The organism is Ruegeria atlantica, assembly GCF_013032005.1.
Taxonomy (GTDB): Bacteria; Pseudomonadota; Alphaproteobacteria; order Rhodobacterales; family Rhodobacteraceae; genus Ruegeria; species Ruegeria atlantica_A.
In genome coordinates, this window is sequence record NZ_WQBE01000003.1 from 95,301 (window position 1) to 111,943 (window position 16,643).

13 protein-coding genes are annotated in these 16,643 nt (G+C 58.8%); 9 read left to right on the top strand and 4 right to left on the bottom strand.

Annotated features, from left to right (window positions below; translation table 11 throughout):
* Positions 1-53 precede the first annotated feature (53 nt).
* The 3 genes from GOX21_RS08110 to GOX21_RS08120 all read left to right on the top strand — a co-directional run bounded on the left by GOX21_RS08110 (position 54) and on the right by GOX21_RS08120 (position 6,428).
* On the top strand, positions 54-3,257 hold the full coding sequence (locus GOX21_RS08110) for a beta strand repeat-containing protein (protein ID WP_170376841.1): 3,204 nt from the start codon (positions 54-56) through the stop codon (positions 3,255-3,257).
* Positions 3,258-3,318: 61 nt separating this feature from the next.
* A complete protein-coding gene (locus tag GOX21_RS08115) occupies positions 3,319-5,061 on the top strand; it encodes a type I secretion system permease/ATPase (protein ID WP_170376843.1) in 1,743 nt (580 codons plus the stop codon).
* On the top strand, positions 5,058-6,428 hold the full coding sequence (locus GOX21_RS08120; RefSeq protein ID WP_170376845.1) for an HlyD family type I secretion periplasmic adaptor subunit: 1,371 nt from the start codon (positions 5,058-5,060) through the stop codon (positions 6,426-6,428). The genes GOX21_RS08115 and GOX21_RS08120 overlap by 4 nt, the downstream gene beginning before the upstream one ends.
* Positions 6,429-6,514: 86 nt before the next feature.
* Here GOX21_RS08120 and GOX21_RS08125 read toward each other — a convergent pair whose 3' ends face one another.
* Entirely contained in the window at positions 6,515-7,132 is a 618-nt protein-coding gene (locus tag GOX21_RS08125; RefSeq protein WP_170350053.1) for a TetR/AcrR family transcriptional regulator, read from the bottom strand.
* 182 nt (positions 7,133-7,314) lie between these two features.
* Here GOX21_RS08125 and GOX21_RS08130 point away from each other — a divergent pair, with 182 nt between their 5' ends.
* From GOX21_RS08130 to GOX21_RS08150, 5 genes are all read left to right on the top strand, one after another.
* Positions 7,315-8,244, top strand: a complete 930-nt coding sequence (locus GOX21_RS08130; protein ID WP_170376847.1) for an AEC family transporter — start codon at positions 7,315-7,317, stop codon at positions 8,242-8,244.
* A 101-nt stretch (positions 8,245-8,345) separates the two neighbouring features.
* Positions 8,346-9,179 (top strand): S-formylglutathione hydrolase, encoded by an 834-nt coding sequence (gene fghA / locus GOX21_RS08135; protein ID WP_170376849.1) that lies wholly within the window; start codon positions 8,346-8,348, stop codon positions 9,177-9,179.
* A 3-nt stretch (positions 9,180-9,182) separates the two neighbouring features.
* Positions 9,183-10,640 carry a Si-specific NAD(P)(+) transhydrogenase gene (gene sthA / locus GOX21_RS08140; RefSeq protein WP_170376851.1) on the top strand — a complete coding sequence of 486 codons (1,458 nt, stop codon included), beginning with the start codon at positions 9,183-9,185 and terminating at the stop codon, positions 10,638-10,640.
* Positions 10,637-11,092, top strand: coding sequence for a YaiI/YqxD family protein (locus GOX21_RS08145; RefSeq protein WP_170376853.1), 456 nt, complete (start codon positions 10,637-10,639; stop codon positions 11,090-11,092). The genes sthA and GOX21_RS08145 overlap by 4 nt, the downstream gene beginning before the upstream one ends.
* Positions 11,093-11,237: 145 nt before the next feature.
* Entirely contained in the window at positions 11,238-11,858 is a 621-nt protein-coding gene (locus GOX21_RS08150; protein ID WP_170376855.1) for an HAD family hydrolase, read from the top strand.
* 1 nt (position 11,859) lies between these two features.
* On the opposite strand, the gene GOX21_RS08155 is transcribed toward GOX21_RS08150, so the two are convergent.
* Positions 11,860-13,101, bottom strand: a complete 1,242-nt coding sequence (locus tag GOX21_RS08155; protein ID WP_170376857.1) for an MFS transporter — start codon at positions 13,099-13,101, stop codon at positions 11,860-11,862.
* Positions 13,102-13,251: 150 nt separating this feature from the next.
* Between GOX21_RS08155 and zapE the strand changes: the two genes are divergently transcribed.
* A complete protein-coding gene (gene zapE, locus GOX21_RS08160) occupies positions 13,252-14,310 on the top strand; it encodes a cell division protein ZapE (RefSeq protein WP_170376859.1) in 1,059 nt (352 codons plus the stop codon).
* A 78-nt stretch (positions 14,311-14,388) separates the two neighbouring features.
* Here the strand turns inward: zapE and GOX21_RS08165 are convergent, their stop codons facing one another.
* Positions 14,389-15,663 (bottom strand): bifunctional folylpolyglutamate synthase/dihydrofolate synthase, encoded by a 1,275-nt coding sequence (locus GOX21_RS08165; RefSeq protein WP_170376860.1) that lies wholly within the window; start codon positions 15,661-15,663, stop codon positions 14,389-14,391.
* The gene (accD, locus tag GOX21_RS08170) at positions 15,660-16,592 is read right to left on the bottom strand and encodes an acetyl-CoA carboxylase, carboxyltransferase subunit beta (RefSeq protein WP_170361659.1); all 933 of its coding nucleotides are present in this window, start codon (positions 16,590-16,592) and stop codon (positions 15,660-15,662) included. The genes GOX21_RS08165 and accD overlap by 4 nt, the downstream gene beginning before the upstream one ends.
* Positions 16,593-16,643 lie beyond the last annotated feature (51 nt).

Sequence of the window (16,643 nt, forward strand, 5' to 3'; positions counted from 1 at the left end):
ATGCCCAGACCAGCGGGCGGACCGCATTACGCAAACCCATGATGGAGTCCCCCATGCTGTCCCAACTTATGGAAAGCTTACGCGCACGTCTTTTAACCACGTCCACATTGGCACAAGAGACCAGCCGCGATGGCCAAACCCTTTTGAACAACTTTTTCCAAAGCACGGTTGTCGATGACACTCCGGCCTTTGTGCTGGCCAATGATTTCTCGCGCCTGCTGAACTTTGGTGAGATAGTCACCAACAACGCCGTGGCCGCTGTGCAGGCGCAGGGTGAAGATGTCGACATCTTCAACTTTGCCTCGGGCCGGATCGAAGCAAATAACGGTCCCGAAGTTCTGGCCACCGGCGTTCAGGTGACCGGCAGCGCCGCAGTCCGAAACTTCGGAGAGATAGCCGGGGAATTTAACGGAGTGCAGTTTGCCGGGCCTGACAGCTCTGGCAGCCTGGATAATTTCCGCGGCGGCGTGATCAGTTCGGACAGTCGTGCGGTTGATATTCAGGGTCAGGGCATTGATGTGCGCAACTTTGGCGACATCATCGGCACCGGCGATCAGCGCAACGGCACGATTTATACCAACAGCACCGCCGAGGATGTTTCGATCTCGAACTTCTCAGGCGCCACGATTGATGCCGGTGACGGCAATCAGGGCGCCGGTATTTCGCTGCAAGTCGGTGATGAGGTCGGAGACCGCGTGGAGACCGACGTGTTCAACGGCTTTGGCGCGACCATTCAAGGCCGCGGTCAGGCGGCGGCAAATACAGGTCTGGCCGGAGACGGCATCCGCATCGATGATGGTGCCGAAGGTGCCATTCTTGAAACCGAGATCATCAATAGCGGTCTGATTTCGACCGAAAGCAATCAGGGCACCGCCGCCGGTATTCGCATTGCCAATGGCGCAAATGCCGAAGGTGAGATTCTGAACACCTCGACCGGTGTGATCGAAGGGCCTCGCAACGGTCTCTATATCGGTGAAGGCGAACATGATCTGGATGTGCTGAACCTTGGCACCATCCAATCAGGCAGCCGCGCGGTTAATATCGACGGCTCCGGCGTTGATCTGGTCAATGGCGGTTACATTCTGGGCTCTGGCGATCAGCGCAACGGCACGATCTACGCCGACGACACCGCGTCTGATTTCTCGATCAACAATCTGGCAACCGGCTCAATCGATGCAGGCGAAGGCAACCAAGGCGCTGGCGTTTCACTTTCCCTGTCTGCCGAAGGCAATGGTGAGGTCGAAGTGACCAACGCAGGCTCCGTCGCCGGTCGCGGCAATGCAGGCGCTGGTCTGGGCACCGCCGGAGATGGCATCCGTCTGGAAGGCGCCCGGCTGGAAGGCGGCGGCTTTGGCCCTGCTCTGTTCACCGGAACGATCACCAACACAGGTTCGGTCTCGTCCGAAGGTGCAAATGGCACTGTCGGCGCGTTCCGCGCTGTAAACAACGTCAATTTCCAAGGCCAACTGGTCAACGAGGAAACCGGCGTCTTTGCGGGTGGTCAGAACGGTGTCTACTTTGGCACAGGCGATCATTCGGGCGGGTCCTTCGTCAACCGGGGTATTGTCACCTCGGACAGCCGCGCGCTGAATATTGACGGAGAAGGGCTCGAGGTCATCAACGAAGGTGACATTCTGGGCACCGGCAACCAGCGCAACGGTACGGTTTATGCCGATGGTACCGCCGACAACTATACCTTTACCAACACCGGTCTGGTTGACGCGGGCGAAGGCAATAACGGCTCAGCCGTCTCGTTGCAAACCGGCGATGTTTCTGGGGATGTGGTCTCGGCCGCTGTCGTCAACGAAGGCACGCTGCAAGGCCGCGGAGACGCCGCGGAGGGCAACCAGGTGGGCGATGGCTTGCGCCTGTTCACCAGCCAGGATGACGCGTCCTTTGCCGGAGTTGTCGTCAACGAAGGTCTGATCGCGGGATCCGAGGACTCGGACGCTGCAGCGGGCTTGCGCGTTGATGGCGGTCTGAACCTTGTTGGTGCCGTCCTGAACGAGGGCGAAATCCGCGGCACGGTCAACGCAATCGACGCCTCGGACGCAGGCACCGTCACCATCGTTAACGACGACGAAGGCGTGATCAACGGTGACATTCTGCTGAGCGATGGCGACGATATCTTTGTCGATCTGGGCACTACCAATGGTGACATCGACGGCGGCGCAGGTGATGACGTTCTGATTGCCGGCGATGCCGACAATGTTCTGACCGGTGGTCTGGGCAATGACTTCATCGACGGTGGAGACGGCATCGACACGGCCGACTTCTCGGATCTGGACGTCGCGGTCGAGGTTCGTCTGGACGCCAACGGCAATGGCACCGCCACCCGCGATACCGGGTTCAACATCTCGGTCACCGATGCGGTTATCGCGGCACCGGATCAGTTCGGGTCCAACATTGCCGATGGTGCCGGTTTTGTTGAGCAGGCGGTTCAAGGCAACCTCTACTACAACATCCACACCAACCAGTTCCCGGCGGGTGAAATCCGCGGGCAGCTATCGGTCGACAGCGACGTGACCGAAAACGGTATCCGCACCGTTAGCCTGAGTGGCGGTTTGGACGCGGCGCAAGAGCCAGGGCCGCTGTCAAACAGCGAAGCGACCGGTGAGGCCACCGTTGTCATCACGCAGAACCTGAACACTGGTGAGGTCACCTATTCCAGCGAGCTGAGCGTTGTTGGCATCAGCGAAGCAGAGCTGGGCACCCCAATCCCCGGCACTGTTTCGGCGATCCATCTGCACAATGCTCCGGCGGGCGTGAACGGCCCGGTGGTGCAGGACACTCTGGTCGACGCAGGTGCAACGCTGGATGTGAATGCGACCGGGGGCACCGGTGTCATCGGTCAGGACGTTGTCGAAAACCAGTTCGAGACCGACGTGCTGCAGTCCATTGAAAACGTCATCGGGTCCGATGATGGCGATGTGATCGTCGGCAGCGATCTGTCCAACGTGCTGAATGGCGGCGCGGGCGGAGACCTGATCTCGGGTGAAGGCGGTGATGACATCCTCATCGGCGGGCTGGGACGAGACACGTTCTCGTTCGGTGAAGACTTCGGCAATGACGTGATCCAGGACTTTGAGATCGGTCGCGATCAGCTGCAGTTCGGCGACCTCGGACCCGATTTCGGCGGCGCGGTGAATGTTGCGCAGGATGGCAATGACACCCTGATCACCTTTGGCAACGAAGGCTCGGTCCGTCTGGCTGGGATCAACAGCGCAGACCTAACCGAAGACGACTTCGTCGCCTAAGCGATCCACAACGGGGCGGTCTTGTGGCCGCCCCGCTTGCCAAACCGGAAAGGGCTATCCGATGTTCCAGAATTCCAATCCCGTCAAAACCGCCTGGGGATCGCTGCGCAAAGGCTTTGTTGCGGTTGCGATCTTCAGCCTGTTCCTGAACCTCTTGATGCTGGCCGGGCCGCTATACATGCTGCAGGTCTATGACCGGGTTTTGACCAGCCAGAACATAGACACATTGATCGCCTTGTCCGTGCTGCTGGCGGGGGTATTCATCGTCATTGCGTGCCTCGACCTGATGCGGATGCGCATTCTGGGCCGCCTGGCCGCCCGGTTCGAACTCAGCGTCGGCGCGCCCGTCCTGAGTGCCGCCATGCGCCGCCGGGTTCAAGGAGAAGCTGAGGCAGGCGAAAACCTGGTCGAGGATGTGAACGGGTTCCGCGAATTCATTTCCGGCACCACCCTGACCGCCTTTTTCGATGCTCCGTGGATACCCATCTATCTGATGGTTCTTTATGTGCTGCACCCGTTTCTGGGTCTGTTGGGTCTGGCCGGAGCGCTGACCTTGACATTCATGGCGCTGATCAACAACGCCCGATCCCGAGGCCCGATGCAGCAGGCCGCGCAGGCACGAGGGCGGTCGGATGCGCTGTTCAAGATCAGCGACAGGAATGCCGAACTGGTCCATGCGCTGGGTATGAAATCCGATCTGGTACGCCGCTGGACCGCGCTGCAAACTGACGCGCATCAACACAAAACCCGCGCCGCTGATCGGGTGGCCAGCTTTTCCGTATTGTCCAAGACCATACGTATGGGCCTGCAATCAGCGGTTCTGGGGATGGGTGCGGCACTGGCCGTGATCGGCGAGTCCACCGCAGGCGTCATGATTGCCGCCACGATTGTTCTGGCTCGTGCACTTGCGCCGATTGATCAGTTGATCGGGCAGTGGCGCACTTTTCTGGCTGCACGCGGGTCCTATAGCAAAATCAAACAATTGACCGAAGATTTTGCCGAGGCGCCTCCAAACCTGAACTTGCCGCGTGCGTTCAAATCGATGGACGTCCGCATCGCTCAGGCAGGCCCTCCGCTTGCGATCAATGCCACCATCCGGGCGATTGATTTCAGCCTCACGGCCGGGGACGTTCTGGCATTGATTGGCCAGAGCGGTTCGGGCAAGACCACGCTGGGCAAGATGCTTGCGGGCATCTGGCATCCGCAACGGGGCGAGGTTCTGCTGGACGGCAGCCCGATGTCGAAATGGAACCCCGAAGACTTGGGCAAACAGATCGGATACCTGCCACAGGATGTCGAGCTGTTCGATGGCACAATCCGCGAAAACATTGCCCGGTTCTCCACCGCGATCGACGATGCCGAGGTCCTGCGTGCCGCGCGCGAAGCAGGGGTTCACGAACTGGTCAGCGGTTTGCCCGACGGGTACGAAACCAGGCTTGGCCGCGGTTTTTTCCTGTCCGGCGGTCAGCGTCAGAGGCTGGCTCTGGCACGTGCGCTATACGGTGATCCGTTTGTTCTGGTTTTGGATGAACCCAACTCGGATCTGGACGCCGAGGGCGAACAGGCCCTGCGCGATGCTTTGCTGGCCGTGCAGGAACGCGGCGGGATTGCCATTGTCATGACGCATCGCCCAGCCACGCTGCAGGCGGCGAACAAGGTGATGGTGTTGCGCAATGGCAATCAAACCCAGTTCGGCGACAAGCAGGACGTTCTGAAAGTCAATCGCCGCAACGTTCTGGACAAACCAACACAACCGGCACCCAGCCGGGTGGATGAAACTCAGATCACAGGAGCGGCCCAATGACTGACCTGGTCAAATACTCAGCCCCTCGCACTGCCATGGGATTTCACGAGGCACAGCTGAAAGAGATATCGGAAAGCTCCTCCGGTATTGCCCGTTATGTTCTGTTTGGGCTTTTCACCCTGGCGGCATTCGTCGGCGGCAGCGCCTATTGGGCCTTTGCCTTGAAACTCGATGGTGCCGTGGTTGCACCCGCATCCTTTGTGGTAGAGGGCCAACGCAAAACGGTCGAACATCTGGACGGCGGCATAATTCAGTCGATCCTGGTCACAGACGGCCAATTTGTGCAGGCAGGGCAGCCTCTGGTTCAGCTCGACAGCACCGAGATTAACGTGGATCTTAGCGTTCAGGGTAGCCAGTTGGGTGAGCTGTCGGTTCGCCGCGCGCGCCTGCTGGCGCAAATGAGCGGGCAGAGCCAATTTGAAGAAACCACCGCCCTGGCGGGATTCCGCGAAGGAATGGACCGCCTGCATTGGGTGTCGCCTTACCTGACCCAGAAACAACTATTTGACGCCGAAGCCCGTGCCCGCCGGACCGAAGCGCAGATCAACGCGCAACGTATCGCGGGCCTACGCAACCAGGTCACGGGTCTGGATGAACAGCGCCGCGCGGCCCGGAACCAGATCAAGATCACGCGGGTTGAGTTGTCCAACTTAGAGACGCTGTTGAATAAGGGGCTGGTCGCCGTCACGCGGGTCAGCGCACGGCAGATCGAGTTGGAACGGCTGGCTGGCGTTGACGCATCATTGCGCACCCAGATCGCCCAGGCCGAAGATCAGGTGCAAGAGTTGGAGCTGTCCCTGCTCAGCCAGCAAAAACTACGCGATGAGGTCCTCGCCGGAGAGTTGGCTGTTGTTGAGGCCCAGCTTGATCTGGTTCGACCGCAATTCGCGGGCACGCTGGCACGCCTGAAGCGAACACAGGTTCTGGCCCCGACCAGCGGACGCGTCGTGAATTTGGAAGTGTCAACCAATGGCGGGGTGATCCGCCCGGGTGCGCCAATCATGGATATCGTCCCAGCCGATCAGGCCCTGATCGTCGAGGCACGGGTCAAGACCGGCGACATTGACAAGCTGCGGATCGGTCAATCTACGCGCATCCGCCTGTCGGCCTTTGCGCAAGCGGACGTGCCCGAAGCTGTGGGGCATATCTTCGACATCTCAGCCGATGCGCTTGAGGATGAACGCACCGGCGAAGCCTATTACAAGGCGCGGGTAAAGCTGAATGCCGAACAACCGCGAGACGTGGCCGCATTGGAACTGGTGCCCGGCATGCCCGCAGATTTGTTCGTCAATACCGGCGAACGCGCCGTCATAAGCTATCTGTCGCAACCCATAAGCGACCGGTTGGCCAAGACCTTTATCGAGTGATTTTAGCCGCCTGCGTCCGAGACTTGGGCGCAGGCATTTCTGAGATCGTTGTCCCGATCCAACCAGTATCAATGCGTGCTTAAGTGTCAGACGCCGTAACGCGCCATGAACATGTCCACTGCGTGCAACGCGATCTCATCAATCTCGGATTGTTTAAAATTGGTCTGGATGCCCAACGCGGCTTTGGTCCAGAAGCGAACCTTGCACAGTTCTGAGAACTGTTCGGCTGCAATCTGAACATCTTCGATAACCAATTCGCCTTTTTGAACGGCCTTTTCCAAATATTCGACCATATGACGCTGGCCATTCTGAGGTCCGGATTCGTAAAACGCCTGGCCCAATTCAGGGAACCGATCCCGCTCGGCCACGCAGATACGAAATACCTGCTGCGCGAAATCGGACACTAGAAATGCGGTTAGCTGCGTCGCCGTGATCGTCAACACTTCGCGCGCAGGTTTGGAGTCGTCGATCATCGAAATGACTCTTTCAGCCATACGCTTGCATTCGGTCTGGGCGACTTCCATGAACAGCAGACGCTTGTCGGGGAAATAGCTGTAGAGCGTCGCCTTGGACACGCCCGCCGCCCGCGCGATGTCATCGACGCTGGCACCTTCGAACCCATCCGCCATGAAAACTTCTCGGGCTCCGCGCAAAACCTGATCGAATTTGCGGCCCGTTCGAAGGATGGCGGCTGTCTGAGTCATGAGCTCTCCTAGGGTTAGTGTTCTCCTCAAACTATAAACCGATCAGTACAGATACAACGATTCGCGTCGTCCCGTTGCGTAACGGAATGTGAATTCTGAATGTTTTGCCCCGCAAACCCGCGGCTTTCGGTCGTTGTCGTTCAAGGCTTGCTGCGCGGTCAAACGATGCTAACACTTTGGGCATGGTCGAAATATTTCTGCGCACGCTTCCGTTTTTTGCAATCATCGGCCTGGGATACTGGGCCGGGCGTAGCCGCTTTTTCACCGAAGACGCGACAGCCTATCTGACAAAGTTCGTGTTCTATTTCGCACTGTCGGCGATGCTGTTTCGCTTTGCCGCCACCCTGCCCTTTGCCGACATTTTCAACGGGCGGCTGATGGCGGGCTATCTGCTGGGAACTCTCGCCGTGTATGGTCTGGCAACTGGAGTGGCCTGGGTTCGCAGGCTTGATATTCCTACCGCGGCGGTCGAGGCCCAATGTGCCGCCATCGGAAATGTCGGCTTTCTGGGACTACCGATGCTGGCGCTGTTGTTGTCCGAGGCCGCCATTGGGCCGGTCATGCTGGTTCTGACCGTTGATCTGGTGGTGTTTTCGTCCTTGATCGTGATTTTGATCAACGCGGGGCGCGACGGACGGCTGACCCCGGCAACGTTGCGCCTGATTGGGTTGGGATTGTTGAAGAACCCAATGATCGTTTCGATTTCCGCAGGGCTTCTGTGGTCGGCTTTGGAAATGCCGGTTCCGGCGGCACTCAATGATTTTCTGACCATTCTGGGCGGGGCGGCCACACCGGGGGCTTTGTTTGCAATTGGGGCCTCTTTGGCGTCCAAGTCCGCCGAACGCATTCAGGTTGCGGCATGGCTGAGTTTTTGCAAGTTGGTCATTCACCCGGCTTGTGTGGCCGTGGTGCTGCTGTGGTTGATGCCCGTCGATGCCTTTTCCGCCACGGTCGCAATTGCGGCAGCGGCGCTACCGGTGGCCGGAAATGTTTACATGCTGGCAGCCCACTACCGTGTGGCCCCGCACCGGGCCTCAGCAGCGATCTTGCTGTCGACTGCGGTCAGTATCCTGACCGTGCCGGTGGTCATCGCCTGGGTTGGGACGCTATGAGCCAAAGCATTCAAAAAAACGCGCGCCGAAGTCGTGCGGCCTTTACGTGGCGTCCTTGGATCGTTAGCCATAACGCGATCTAAATTTAAGGACTCTGCCAGATGGAAACCCTTTCGGAAAACGCCTGTTTCGGTGGCGTGCAGGGCGTCTACCGCCATGCGTCGCCAGCCTGCCAATGCGACATGACCTTTGGTCTGTTTCTACCTGCCGAAGCAAAGGACGGCCCGGTTCCCGTCCTGTGGTATTTGTCTGGCCTGACCTGCACACACGAAAACGCCATGACCAAGGCTGGTGCGCAGGCCTGGGCAGCCGAACAAGGCATTGCCGTCGTGTTCCCCGACACCTCTCCGCGGGGTGAAGGCGTGGCCGATCACGATGACTATGATCTGGGCCAGGGCGCTGGATTCTATGTGAATGCAACACAAACCCCATGGGCACCGCATTTCAATATGTGGGATTATGTAGCTGAGGAACTGCCGAACCTGCTGGCGGAAAACTTCGCCATCGACATGGATCGTCAAGCGATCACTGGTCATTCAATGGGTGGCCACGGGGCGCTGACCCTGGCGATGAACCTGCCGAGTCGGTTCCGGTCGGTTTCGGCCTTCGCGCCGATTTCGAACCCGACCGGCGCGGATTGGGGACGCAAACAGCTGAGCGCCTATCTGGGCGATGACGAAACAGCCTGGGCCAAGCACGATGCCTCGTTGATGATGAAAGAGGTTGGCTTTGACGGCCCAATCCTGATCGACACAGGTGCCAGTGATCAGTTCATCGACCTTTTACGCCCCGAGGCGCTGGCGACAGCCATCGCGGAACGACGCCAGCAGGCAACCTATCGTTTACAGCCGGGCTATGATCACTCGTATTTCTTTGTATCGACCTTCATGGAAGACCACATCACCTTCCACGCCGAAGCGCTGTACGGGGACTGACGGATGAGCAAATTTGACTATGACCTGATCATCATCGGGTCAGGGCCATCAGGGCGTTCCGCGGCAATCCAGGCGGGCAAACTGAAACGTCGTGTGCTGGTGATTGACCGCAAAGACCGATTTGGCGGCGTGTCGGTTCATACCGGCACAATCCCCTCGAAAACCTTGCGCGAAACGGTGCTAAACCTGTCCGGCTGGCGCGAGCGCAGTTTTTATGGCCGGTCTTACCGGGTCAAGGATCAAATCCGCGCCGAAGACCTCAAGGCGCGTCTGCACATGACGCTGGATCACGAGGTTGACGTGCTGGAACATCAGTTCAACCGCAACCACGTGGAAACCCTGAACGGTCTGGCCAGGTTCGTCGGCCCGCATGAGATAGAGGTCGCCACCGATGCCGGTGAAACCACGCGCCTGACTGCGGCTAAATTCCTGATCGCCACCGGGACCAAAACCTACCGCCCGGATTACGTGCCCTTCAACGGCAAGACCGTGGTCGACGGCGATGACTTTCTGGAAATGGCCGAGATTCCGCGCTCGCTTGTCGTGATCGGTGCTGGCGTGATCGGCGTCGAATACGCCACAATGTTCTCTGCGCTGGATGTGCGGGTGACCCTGATCGAGCCGCGCGAGACATTCCTGGATTTCATCGACAAGCGGCTGATCCATGATTTTACTCATCAGATCCGTGAAAACGGCGTTGATCTGCGGTTGGGATCTGCGGTGGAAAAGATCGAGGACGCGGGCGACCATGTCGAAGTCACGCTGGACAACGGTCGTCATGTCCGTGGCGAGATGCTACTGTTTGCGGCCGGGCGGATGGGGGCAACGTCAGCATTGAATCTGGATGCGGTCGGGCTGGAGACAGATCATCGCAACCGGATCAAGGTGGATCGTAAGACCTATCAGACCACCGTGCCGCATATCTACGCCACCGGTGATGTGATCGGGCACCCGTCGCTGGCCTCAACTTCGCTGCAACAGGGGCGCGTGGCGGCCTGTCATGCGCTGGATACCCCCACCCTGCCGGAAAGCCCATGGTACCCGTATGGCATCTATTCGGTACCCGAGATCTCCACTTGTGGTATGTCCGAGGAAGAATTGCAGGAACGCGGCATCCCTTATGAAGTCGGCGTGGCGCGGTTCCGCGAGACCTCGCGCGGGCATATCATGGGGTTGGAGCATGGCATGCTGAAAATGCTGTTCTCGCTGAAAACCCGCCGGGTGCTGGGCGTGCAGATCGTGGGCGAAGGGGCGACTGAGTTAATCCATATCGCGCAGGCGGTGCTGAACCTGAAAGGCACGGTGGACTACTTCGTGCAGAACACGTTCAATTATCCGACCTTGGCTGAAGCCTACAAGATCGCCGGTCTGGACGCGTTCAACCGGATGCCGATCCCCGAAGAGTTCAAGGTGCGCAAGAAACCCGCAGAACCCGCCAAGAAACAGGCCAAGAAGGCGTGACCACCCTGTATGTCGATGGCGATGCCTGTCCTGTGAAGGCCGAGGCCGAGCGAGTGGCGACTCGCCACAAGGTGCCGATGGCGTTGGTCTCGAATGGTGGGTTGCGGCCATCGGCCAATCCCCTAGTGCAGGTCGTCATCGTTGCGGAAGGCGCGGACGAGGCGGACAAGTGGATCGCTGAGCGTTGTGGGCCTGGGGATGTGGTGGTGACCTCGGATATCCCTTTGGCCGCCAAATGCGTTGAAGCCGGGGCACGCGTGCTGCGCCCAAATGGTGAAGCGTTTACGGCAGCCAATATCGGCCAGCAGCTAGCCATGCGCGATCTGATGGCCGACCTGCGGGCAGCCAATCCGCTGGGGGCTGGTGGCGGAGGCAAACCTTTTGGCAAGGCGGACCGATCGCGGTTTCTGGATGCGTTGGAACGTGAACTGCGCGCAGCGCAGCGCCGGTAACTCTCCCGCCCGTCGGCGACGCATCAATGATGCGCCTTCTCCCGTTGGGCCGGGCAGCGCTGCGCGCTGCGGTTCCGACTTGAAAGTCCTGTCCGGGATTGGTTCAGTCGGGCGCAAGCAGAGATTGATTTGACAGGGGCGTAATATGCCGATTGAAGCCGTAATTTTCGACATTGGAAATGTTCTGATCGAATGGCAGCCAGAGCGTTACTATGACAAGGCCATCGGAGAAGACCGCCGCCGCGCCATGTTTGCCGAGGTTGACCTGCACGGGATGAACGATCTGGTTGATCAGGGCCACCATTTTACCGATACGATCTATGATTGGGCAGAGAAATACCCCGAATGGCGCGACGAAATCCGCTTGTGGCATGACAAGTGGATCGAATTGGCCACGCCGGAAATCCCGCATTCCATTCGCCTGCAACGGGCTTTGCGTGCAAAGAATATCCCGGTTTTCGCGCTCACTAATTTTGGGGTGCAGAATTTCGACTATGCCACCACGATTTATCCGTTCCTGAACGAATTTGACCGGCAATATGTCTCGGGCCGGATGAAAGCGGTCAAGCCGCACGCCCCGATTTATGAGATGGTCGAGGATGATTGTGGTCTACCGCCCAGCAGTTTGCTGTTTGCCGATGACCGGATCGACAACATCGAAACGGCACGCGCGCGGGGCTGGCAGACGCATCACTTCACTGGCCCTCAGGGCTGGGCGGAAAGGTTGGTGGCCGAAGGTCTGTTGACCCCGGACGAGGCCAAGTAGATCAGGCCGGAACCGCCGTTCCGCTGCGGTTTTCTCGAATGGGCAGGTGAACTATAGCGCTGAAGGCGCCAACGGCTACGCCAATCCACCAGACCATCGTGTAATCGCCATAAACGTCATACATGCGCCCGCCCAGCCAGACGCCCAGGAAACCGCCAATCTGGTGGCTGAGGAAGATGAAACCGTAAAGGGTACCCATATAGCGCAGCCCGTACAGATGCGCGACAAGACCCGAGGTCAGAGGCACAGTCGCCAGCCAGAGCGAGCCCATGACAATCGAAAATACGATGACCGACATTGGTGTAATCGGCATGAGGATAAAGACCGCAGCCGCCAATGTGCGGGCGGTATAGATCGACGCCAGCAGGTATTTCTTGGGGAAGTGATTACCGGCCCAACCGGCCAGTAAGGTGCCACCAATATTCGCCAGCCCCACCAGCGAGATTGCCACAGCCCCCAGGGCCGAGGTGGTGGTGATGCCCAGCGAATGCAGCACGCCACCGGGTTGGATCGGGCCGCACATCTCGGTCACGAAGGCTGGGAAATGGGCGGTGATGAACGCCAATTGATAGCCGCAGCTGAAGAACCCCAGAAAGATCATTGCATAAGAGGGGTCGCGGAACGCACGGCTCAGAATCTGGCTCATGCTCTCTTCCAGTTCGGCCTTGCTGACCGGTTGTGGTGCGCGCATGAAAGGCAGCGTCAGCACAAGGGCTAGAATCGCAGCTGCAAAGACAAGAAACACCTGTTGCCAGGGCAGGAAGCTGAGCAACCATTCTGCCGTCGGTGCGCCAATCACCTGTCCGAAACTGCCCGCCGCCGTGACAATGGCCAAAGACATCGAGCGGTTCTTGTCGGACGACGCACGCCCGACCACCGCCAGTACGACACCAAAACCCGTGCCCGCGATGCCAAATCCAACCAGCCACGCATACATTTGATGACCAAACGGCGTTACAGACCAAGCCGACAGAACCATACCAGCCGCATAGGTCAACGCACCAAGAATGATGGCTTTCCGGTCGCCAATCTTTTCAGCCATTGCAGCAAAGATCGGCTGTCCAATCCCCCAGGCCAGGTTTTGGATCGCGATGGCCAGCGAGAAATCGGTGCGTAGCCAACCAAACTCAGTGGCAATTGGAATCTGGAACACTCCGAACGACGCCCGCACGGCAAAGCTGACCGTGATGATAATACATCCTACGATCAGGATCGGATTCAGCAGGCGCGTAGAATGCGACATAGGGACCTCGGGGGTATTGGTTCGACGGACGGTAGTGGATTTGAGCAGTCGGTCAAATCAGCAGATTTGCGGTCACGGATAAGGAAATTTGATGGGTCGTGGGAAATGGCCGCTTTTCAAGGCTCAACGCGGGCGCTATGGCTCGAATCCATGACGGATCTGATTTCGATTTACAACGCCCGCATTGCCGAGGGCAGTCTGACCCGGGACGATGCGCAAGAGGCCGTCCTACCCCATTTCGAACGTATCCGAGCGGCGCTGTCCGCCCCGGTTAAACGCGGGTTGTTCCGCAAGGCTCCGCCCCCGCCCAAGGGGTTGTATCTTTGGGGCGGCGTGGGGCGCGGAAAATCCATGTTGATGGATATGTTTGTCGATGCGCTGGAGGATATTCCCGCACGTCGAGTGCATTTTCATGCGTTCATGCAGGAAATTCATGCCGGTATGCACAAAGCCCGTCAGGATGGGGTCGAGGATGCCTTGGCTCCGGTGGCGAAAGAGGTCGTGAATTCGGTCAGGCTGCTTGCTTTTGACGAGATGCAGATTATCGATATCACCGATGCCATGATCGTAGGGCGTCTGTTCGACCTGCTTTATGAAGGCGGCGTTGTGGTTGTGACCACGTCAAACCGGCACCCTGACGATTTGTACAAGGACGGGCTGAATAGGCAGTTGTTCCTGCCTTTCATCGCCCGCATCAAGGAACAGCTTCAGGTGTGGGAGCTGGTATCTCCCACAGATTACCGCCAAAACCGGCTGGAGGGCGCACCGGTGTACTTCACCCCAATCGGACCCGAGGCACGGCAGAACATTCGTGACGTCTGGACCGATTTGTCGGGCGGTGCGGCGGAACCGCTAGTCTTGCAGGTCAAAGGCCGGTCGGTCGAGCTGCCGGCCTTTCGGAACGGAGTTGCCCGGGCCACGTTCTACGATCTGTGTGGTCGCATGTTAGGCCCGGCGGATTACCTGGCAATTGCAGATGAGTTGAAGGTTCTGGTGCTAGAGGACATCCCGCGCTTGTCGCGCAACAACTTCAACGAAGCCAAACGGTTCGTCACATTGATTGACGCCTTATACGAGGCCAAGGTTCGGTTGATCTGTTCCGCCGCGGCTGAGCCCGAGATGTTGTATGTCGAAGGCGAAGGGACGTTCGAGTTTGAACGCACTGCCTCGCGACTGCGGGAAATGCAGGATCAGGACTGGGGGAAATAAGGGGCTCTGCCCCCGCCGCGCTTTGCGTGGCTCCCCCGAGGTATTTTTGGCCAGATGAAGCCCCTGCGGGCAGAGAATTTAGCCGTTTTCGCGCAAGATGTTTCCCGCCAGATACAGCGAGCCGCAGATCAGAACGCGGGCTTGTGGGTTTTCCCCGACAATTGCTTTCAGAGCGTCGGCAACACTGTCGGCGGTTGTGGCGGATAAGTTGACTTTAGCCGCGGCAGCGGCCGTGTCTTCGGCACTCAGCGTTGCGGCCTCGCCAGGGATCGATACTGCGGTCAGGCTTTGGGCCTGTTTTGCGAGCGGTGCGAGGTAACCTGTCACGTCTTTGGTGTTGAGCATTCCGCAGATCATATGCGTCGGGCGCTCTGGCAGTTTGGTCAAAACATCCGCCAGTGCTACTCCGGCGGCGGTATTGTGACCACCATCCAGCCACAGCTCAGCTTGTGGCGCAGCCTCGACCAGGGGACCGGTTTTCAGGCGCTGCATACGGGCGGGCCATTCGGCACGGGTCACTGCGGCCTCGTAGGCGTCGTCGCCCAGATCAAGGTGCCGTAGAACGGCCAGCGCAGCACCAGCGTTCTGCATCTGATGCGCACCCAGCAGGTTGGGCAATGGCAGGTCACGCAACCCGGTTTCGTCCTGATAGATCAGGCGCCCGTTTTCCTCATGCACATGCCAGTGCTGACCGTGGACCAGCAGCGGCGCACCCAGGCGTGCGGCGGTGTATTCGATGACCTCTAGCGCCTCGTCCTGTTGCGGGCCGACGATACAGGGCACACTAGGTTTGATGATGCCCGCCTTTTCGGCTGCGATCTTGCCCAGCGTATCTCCCAGAAACTGTTCGTGGTCGATCGAAACTGGCGTGATCACCGTTACGGCCGGTTCGTGTATGACATTCGTGGCATCCAGACGGCCACCCAAGCCGACCTCAAGCAGCGTGTAATCTGCCTGCGTCCGTGCAAAAGCCAGCAGGGCCGCGCAGGTCGTGATCTCAAAATAAGTGATGTTTTCGCCATCATTGGCGGCGTAGCATTCATCCAGAACGGCGGTCAAAGCGGGCTCCGAAATCAGCTCTCCGGCCAATCGGATGCGTTCGTGAAACCGCGCGAGGTGGGGCGAGGTATAGGCGTGGACAGACAGCCCCGCGCCCTCTAACCCGGCACGGATCATCGCCTGGGTCGAGCCCTTGCCATTGGTTCCGGCGATATGGATCGCCGGTGGCAGCTTGACCTGCGGATTGTCCAAAGCTGCCAGCAAACGCCAGACACGATCCAAGGTCAGGTCAATGATCTTGGGATGCAGCGCCATCATCCGGTCGAGGATGACGTCAGATGTCGGGCTGGTCATTCTTCGACCGTTTCCTCGGCTGGGGTTTCGGCCTTGGCCTCTTCGGGCTGGGGCGCGGGCAAATCGCCTTTGACTGCTGGCGGCTGGTTCATCAGCATCCGGGTAATGGTGATCAGTTCCTCTCGCATCTCGGTCCGCTTGGTCACACGGTCCAACATGCCATGATCCAGCAGGTATTCCGCGCGCTGGAACCCTTCGGGCAGTTTTTCACGGATAGTCTGTTCAATCACGCGCGGCCCTGCAAAACAGATCAGCGCATTGGGTTCCGAAATATGGACATCGCCCAGCATCGCGTAAGATGCGGTCACGCCACCGGTAGTGGGATGCGTCAGCACGACAATATAGGGCAGGTTCGCCTCTTTCAGCATCTCAACGGCCACGGTTGTACGCGGCATCTGCATCAGGCTGAGGATACCTTCTTGCATCCGTGCGCCACCTGCGGCTGAGAACAGAATCAACGGGCGCTTCAATTTCACCGCCTCCTGTGCGGCGGCGATGATGGCGTTGCCGACATACATGCCCATCGATCCACCCATGAACGAGAAGTCCTGTGCGGCAGCCACAATCGGGGTGCGCCCGATTTCGCCCCGAGCAACCAGCATTGCCTCAGACTCACCGGTCTTTTTCTGGGCTGCTTTCATGCGATCCGGGTATTTCTTCTGGTCCCGGAATTGCAGCGGGTCAGCTGTTGGTGCGGGAACTTCGACCTCGGTGAAAATACCACCGTCAAACAGGTGTGCGAAACGGTCCCGCGGGGTGATCGCCATGTGGTGATCACATTGGGTGCATACATTCTGGTTTTCCGCCAGCTCGCGGTGGAACAGCATCGTGCCGCATTCATCGCACTTGTGCCAAAGGTTTTCGGGCACTTCCCGGCGCGAGAAGATCGAATTGATCCGGGGACGGACGTAGTTTGTGATCCAGTTCATGTCGGAACCTTGTTTTGCGGCATTGACGTCAAATAAGACGCAACGGAAAGA

Bases quoted from the DNA above. Each gene is read 5' to 3' on its own strand.
- GOX21_RS08165 (WP_170376860.1), bottom strand. From the start codon at position 15,663: ATGACCAGCCCGACATCTGACGTCATCCTCGACCGGATGATGGCGCTG.
- sthA (WP_170376851.1), top strand. From the start codon at position 9,183: ATGAGCAAATTTGACTATGACCTGATCATCATCGGGTCAGGGCCATCA.
- GOX21_RS08115 (WP_170376843.1), top strand. From the start codon at position 3,319: ATGTTCCAGAATTCCAATCCCGTCAAAACCGCCTGGGGATCGCTGCGC.
- GOX21_RS08110 (WP_170376841.1), top strand. From the start codon at position 54: ATGCTGTCCCAACTTATGGAAAGCTTACGCGCACGTCTTTTAACCACG.
- zapE (WP_170376859.1), top strand. From the start codon at position 13,252: ATGACGGATCTGATTTCGATTTACAACGCCCGCATTGCCGAGGGCAGT.
- GOX21_RS08150 (WP_170376855.1), top strand. From the start codon at position 11,238: ATGCCGATTGAAGCCGTAATTTTCGACATTGGAAATGTTCTGATCGAA.
- GOX21_RS08130 (WP_170376847.1), top strand. From the start codon at position 7,315: ATGGTCGAAATATTTCTGCGCACGCTTCCGTTTTTTGCAATCATCGGC.
- accD (WP_170361659.1), bottom strand. From the start codon at position 16,592: ATGAACTGGATCACAAACTACGTCCGTCCCCGGATCAATTCGATCTTC.
- GOX21_RS08125 (WP_170350053.1), bottom strand. From the start codon at position 7,132: ATGACTCAGACAGCCGCCATCCTTCGAACGGGCCGCAAATTCGATCAG.
- GOX21_RS08155 (WP_170376857.1), bottom strand. From the start codon at position 13,101: ATGTCGCATTCTACGCGCCTGCTGAATCCGATCCTGATCGTAGGATGT.
- fghA (WP_170376849.1), top strand. From the start codon at position 8,346: ATGGAAACCCTTTCGGAAAACGCCTGTTTCGGTGGCGTGCAGGGCGTC.
- GOX21_RS08120 (WP_170376845.1), top strand. From the start codon at position 5,058: ATGACTGACCTGGTCAAATACTCAGCCCCTCGCACTGCCATGGGATTT.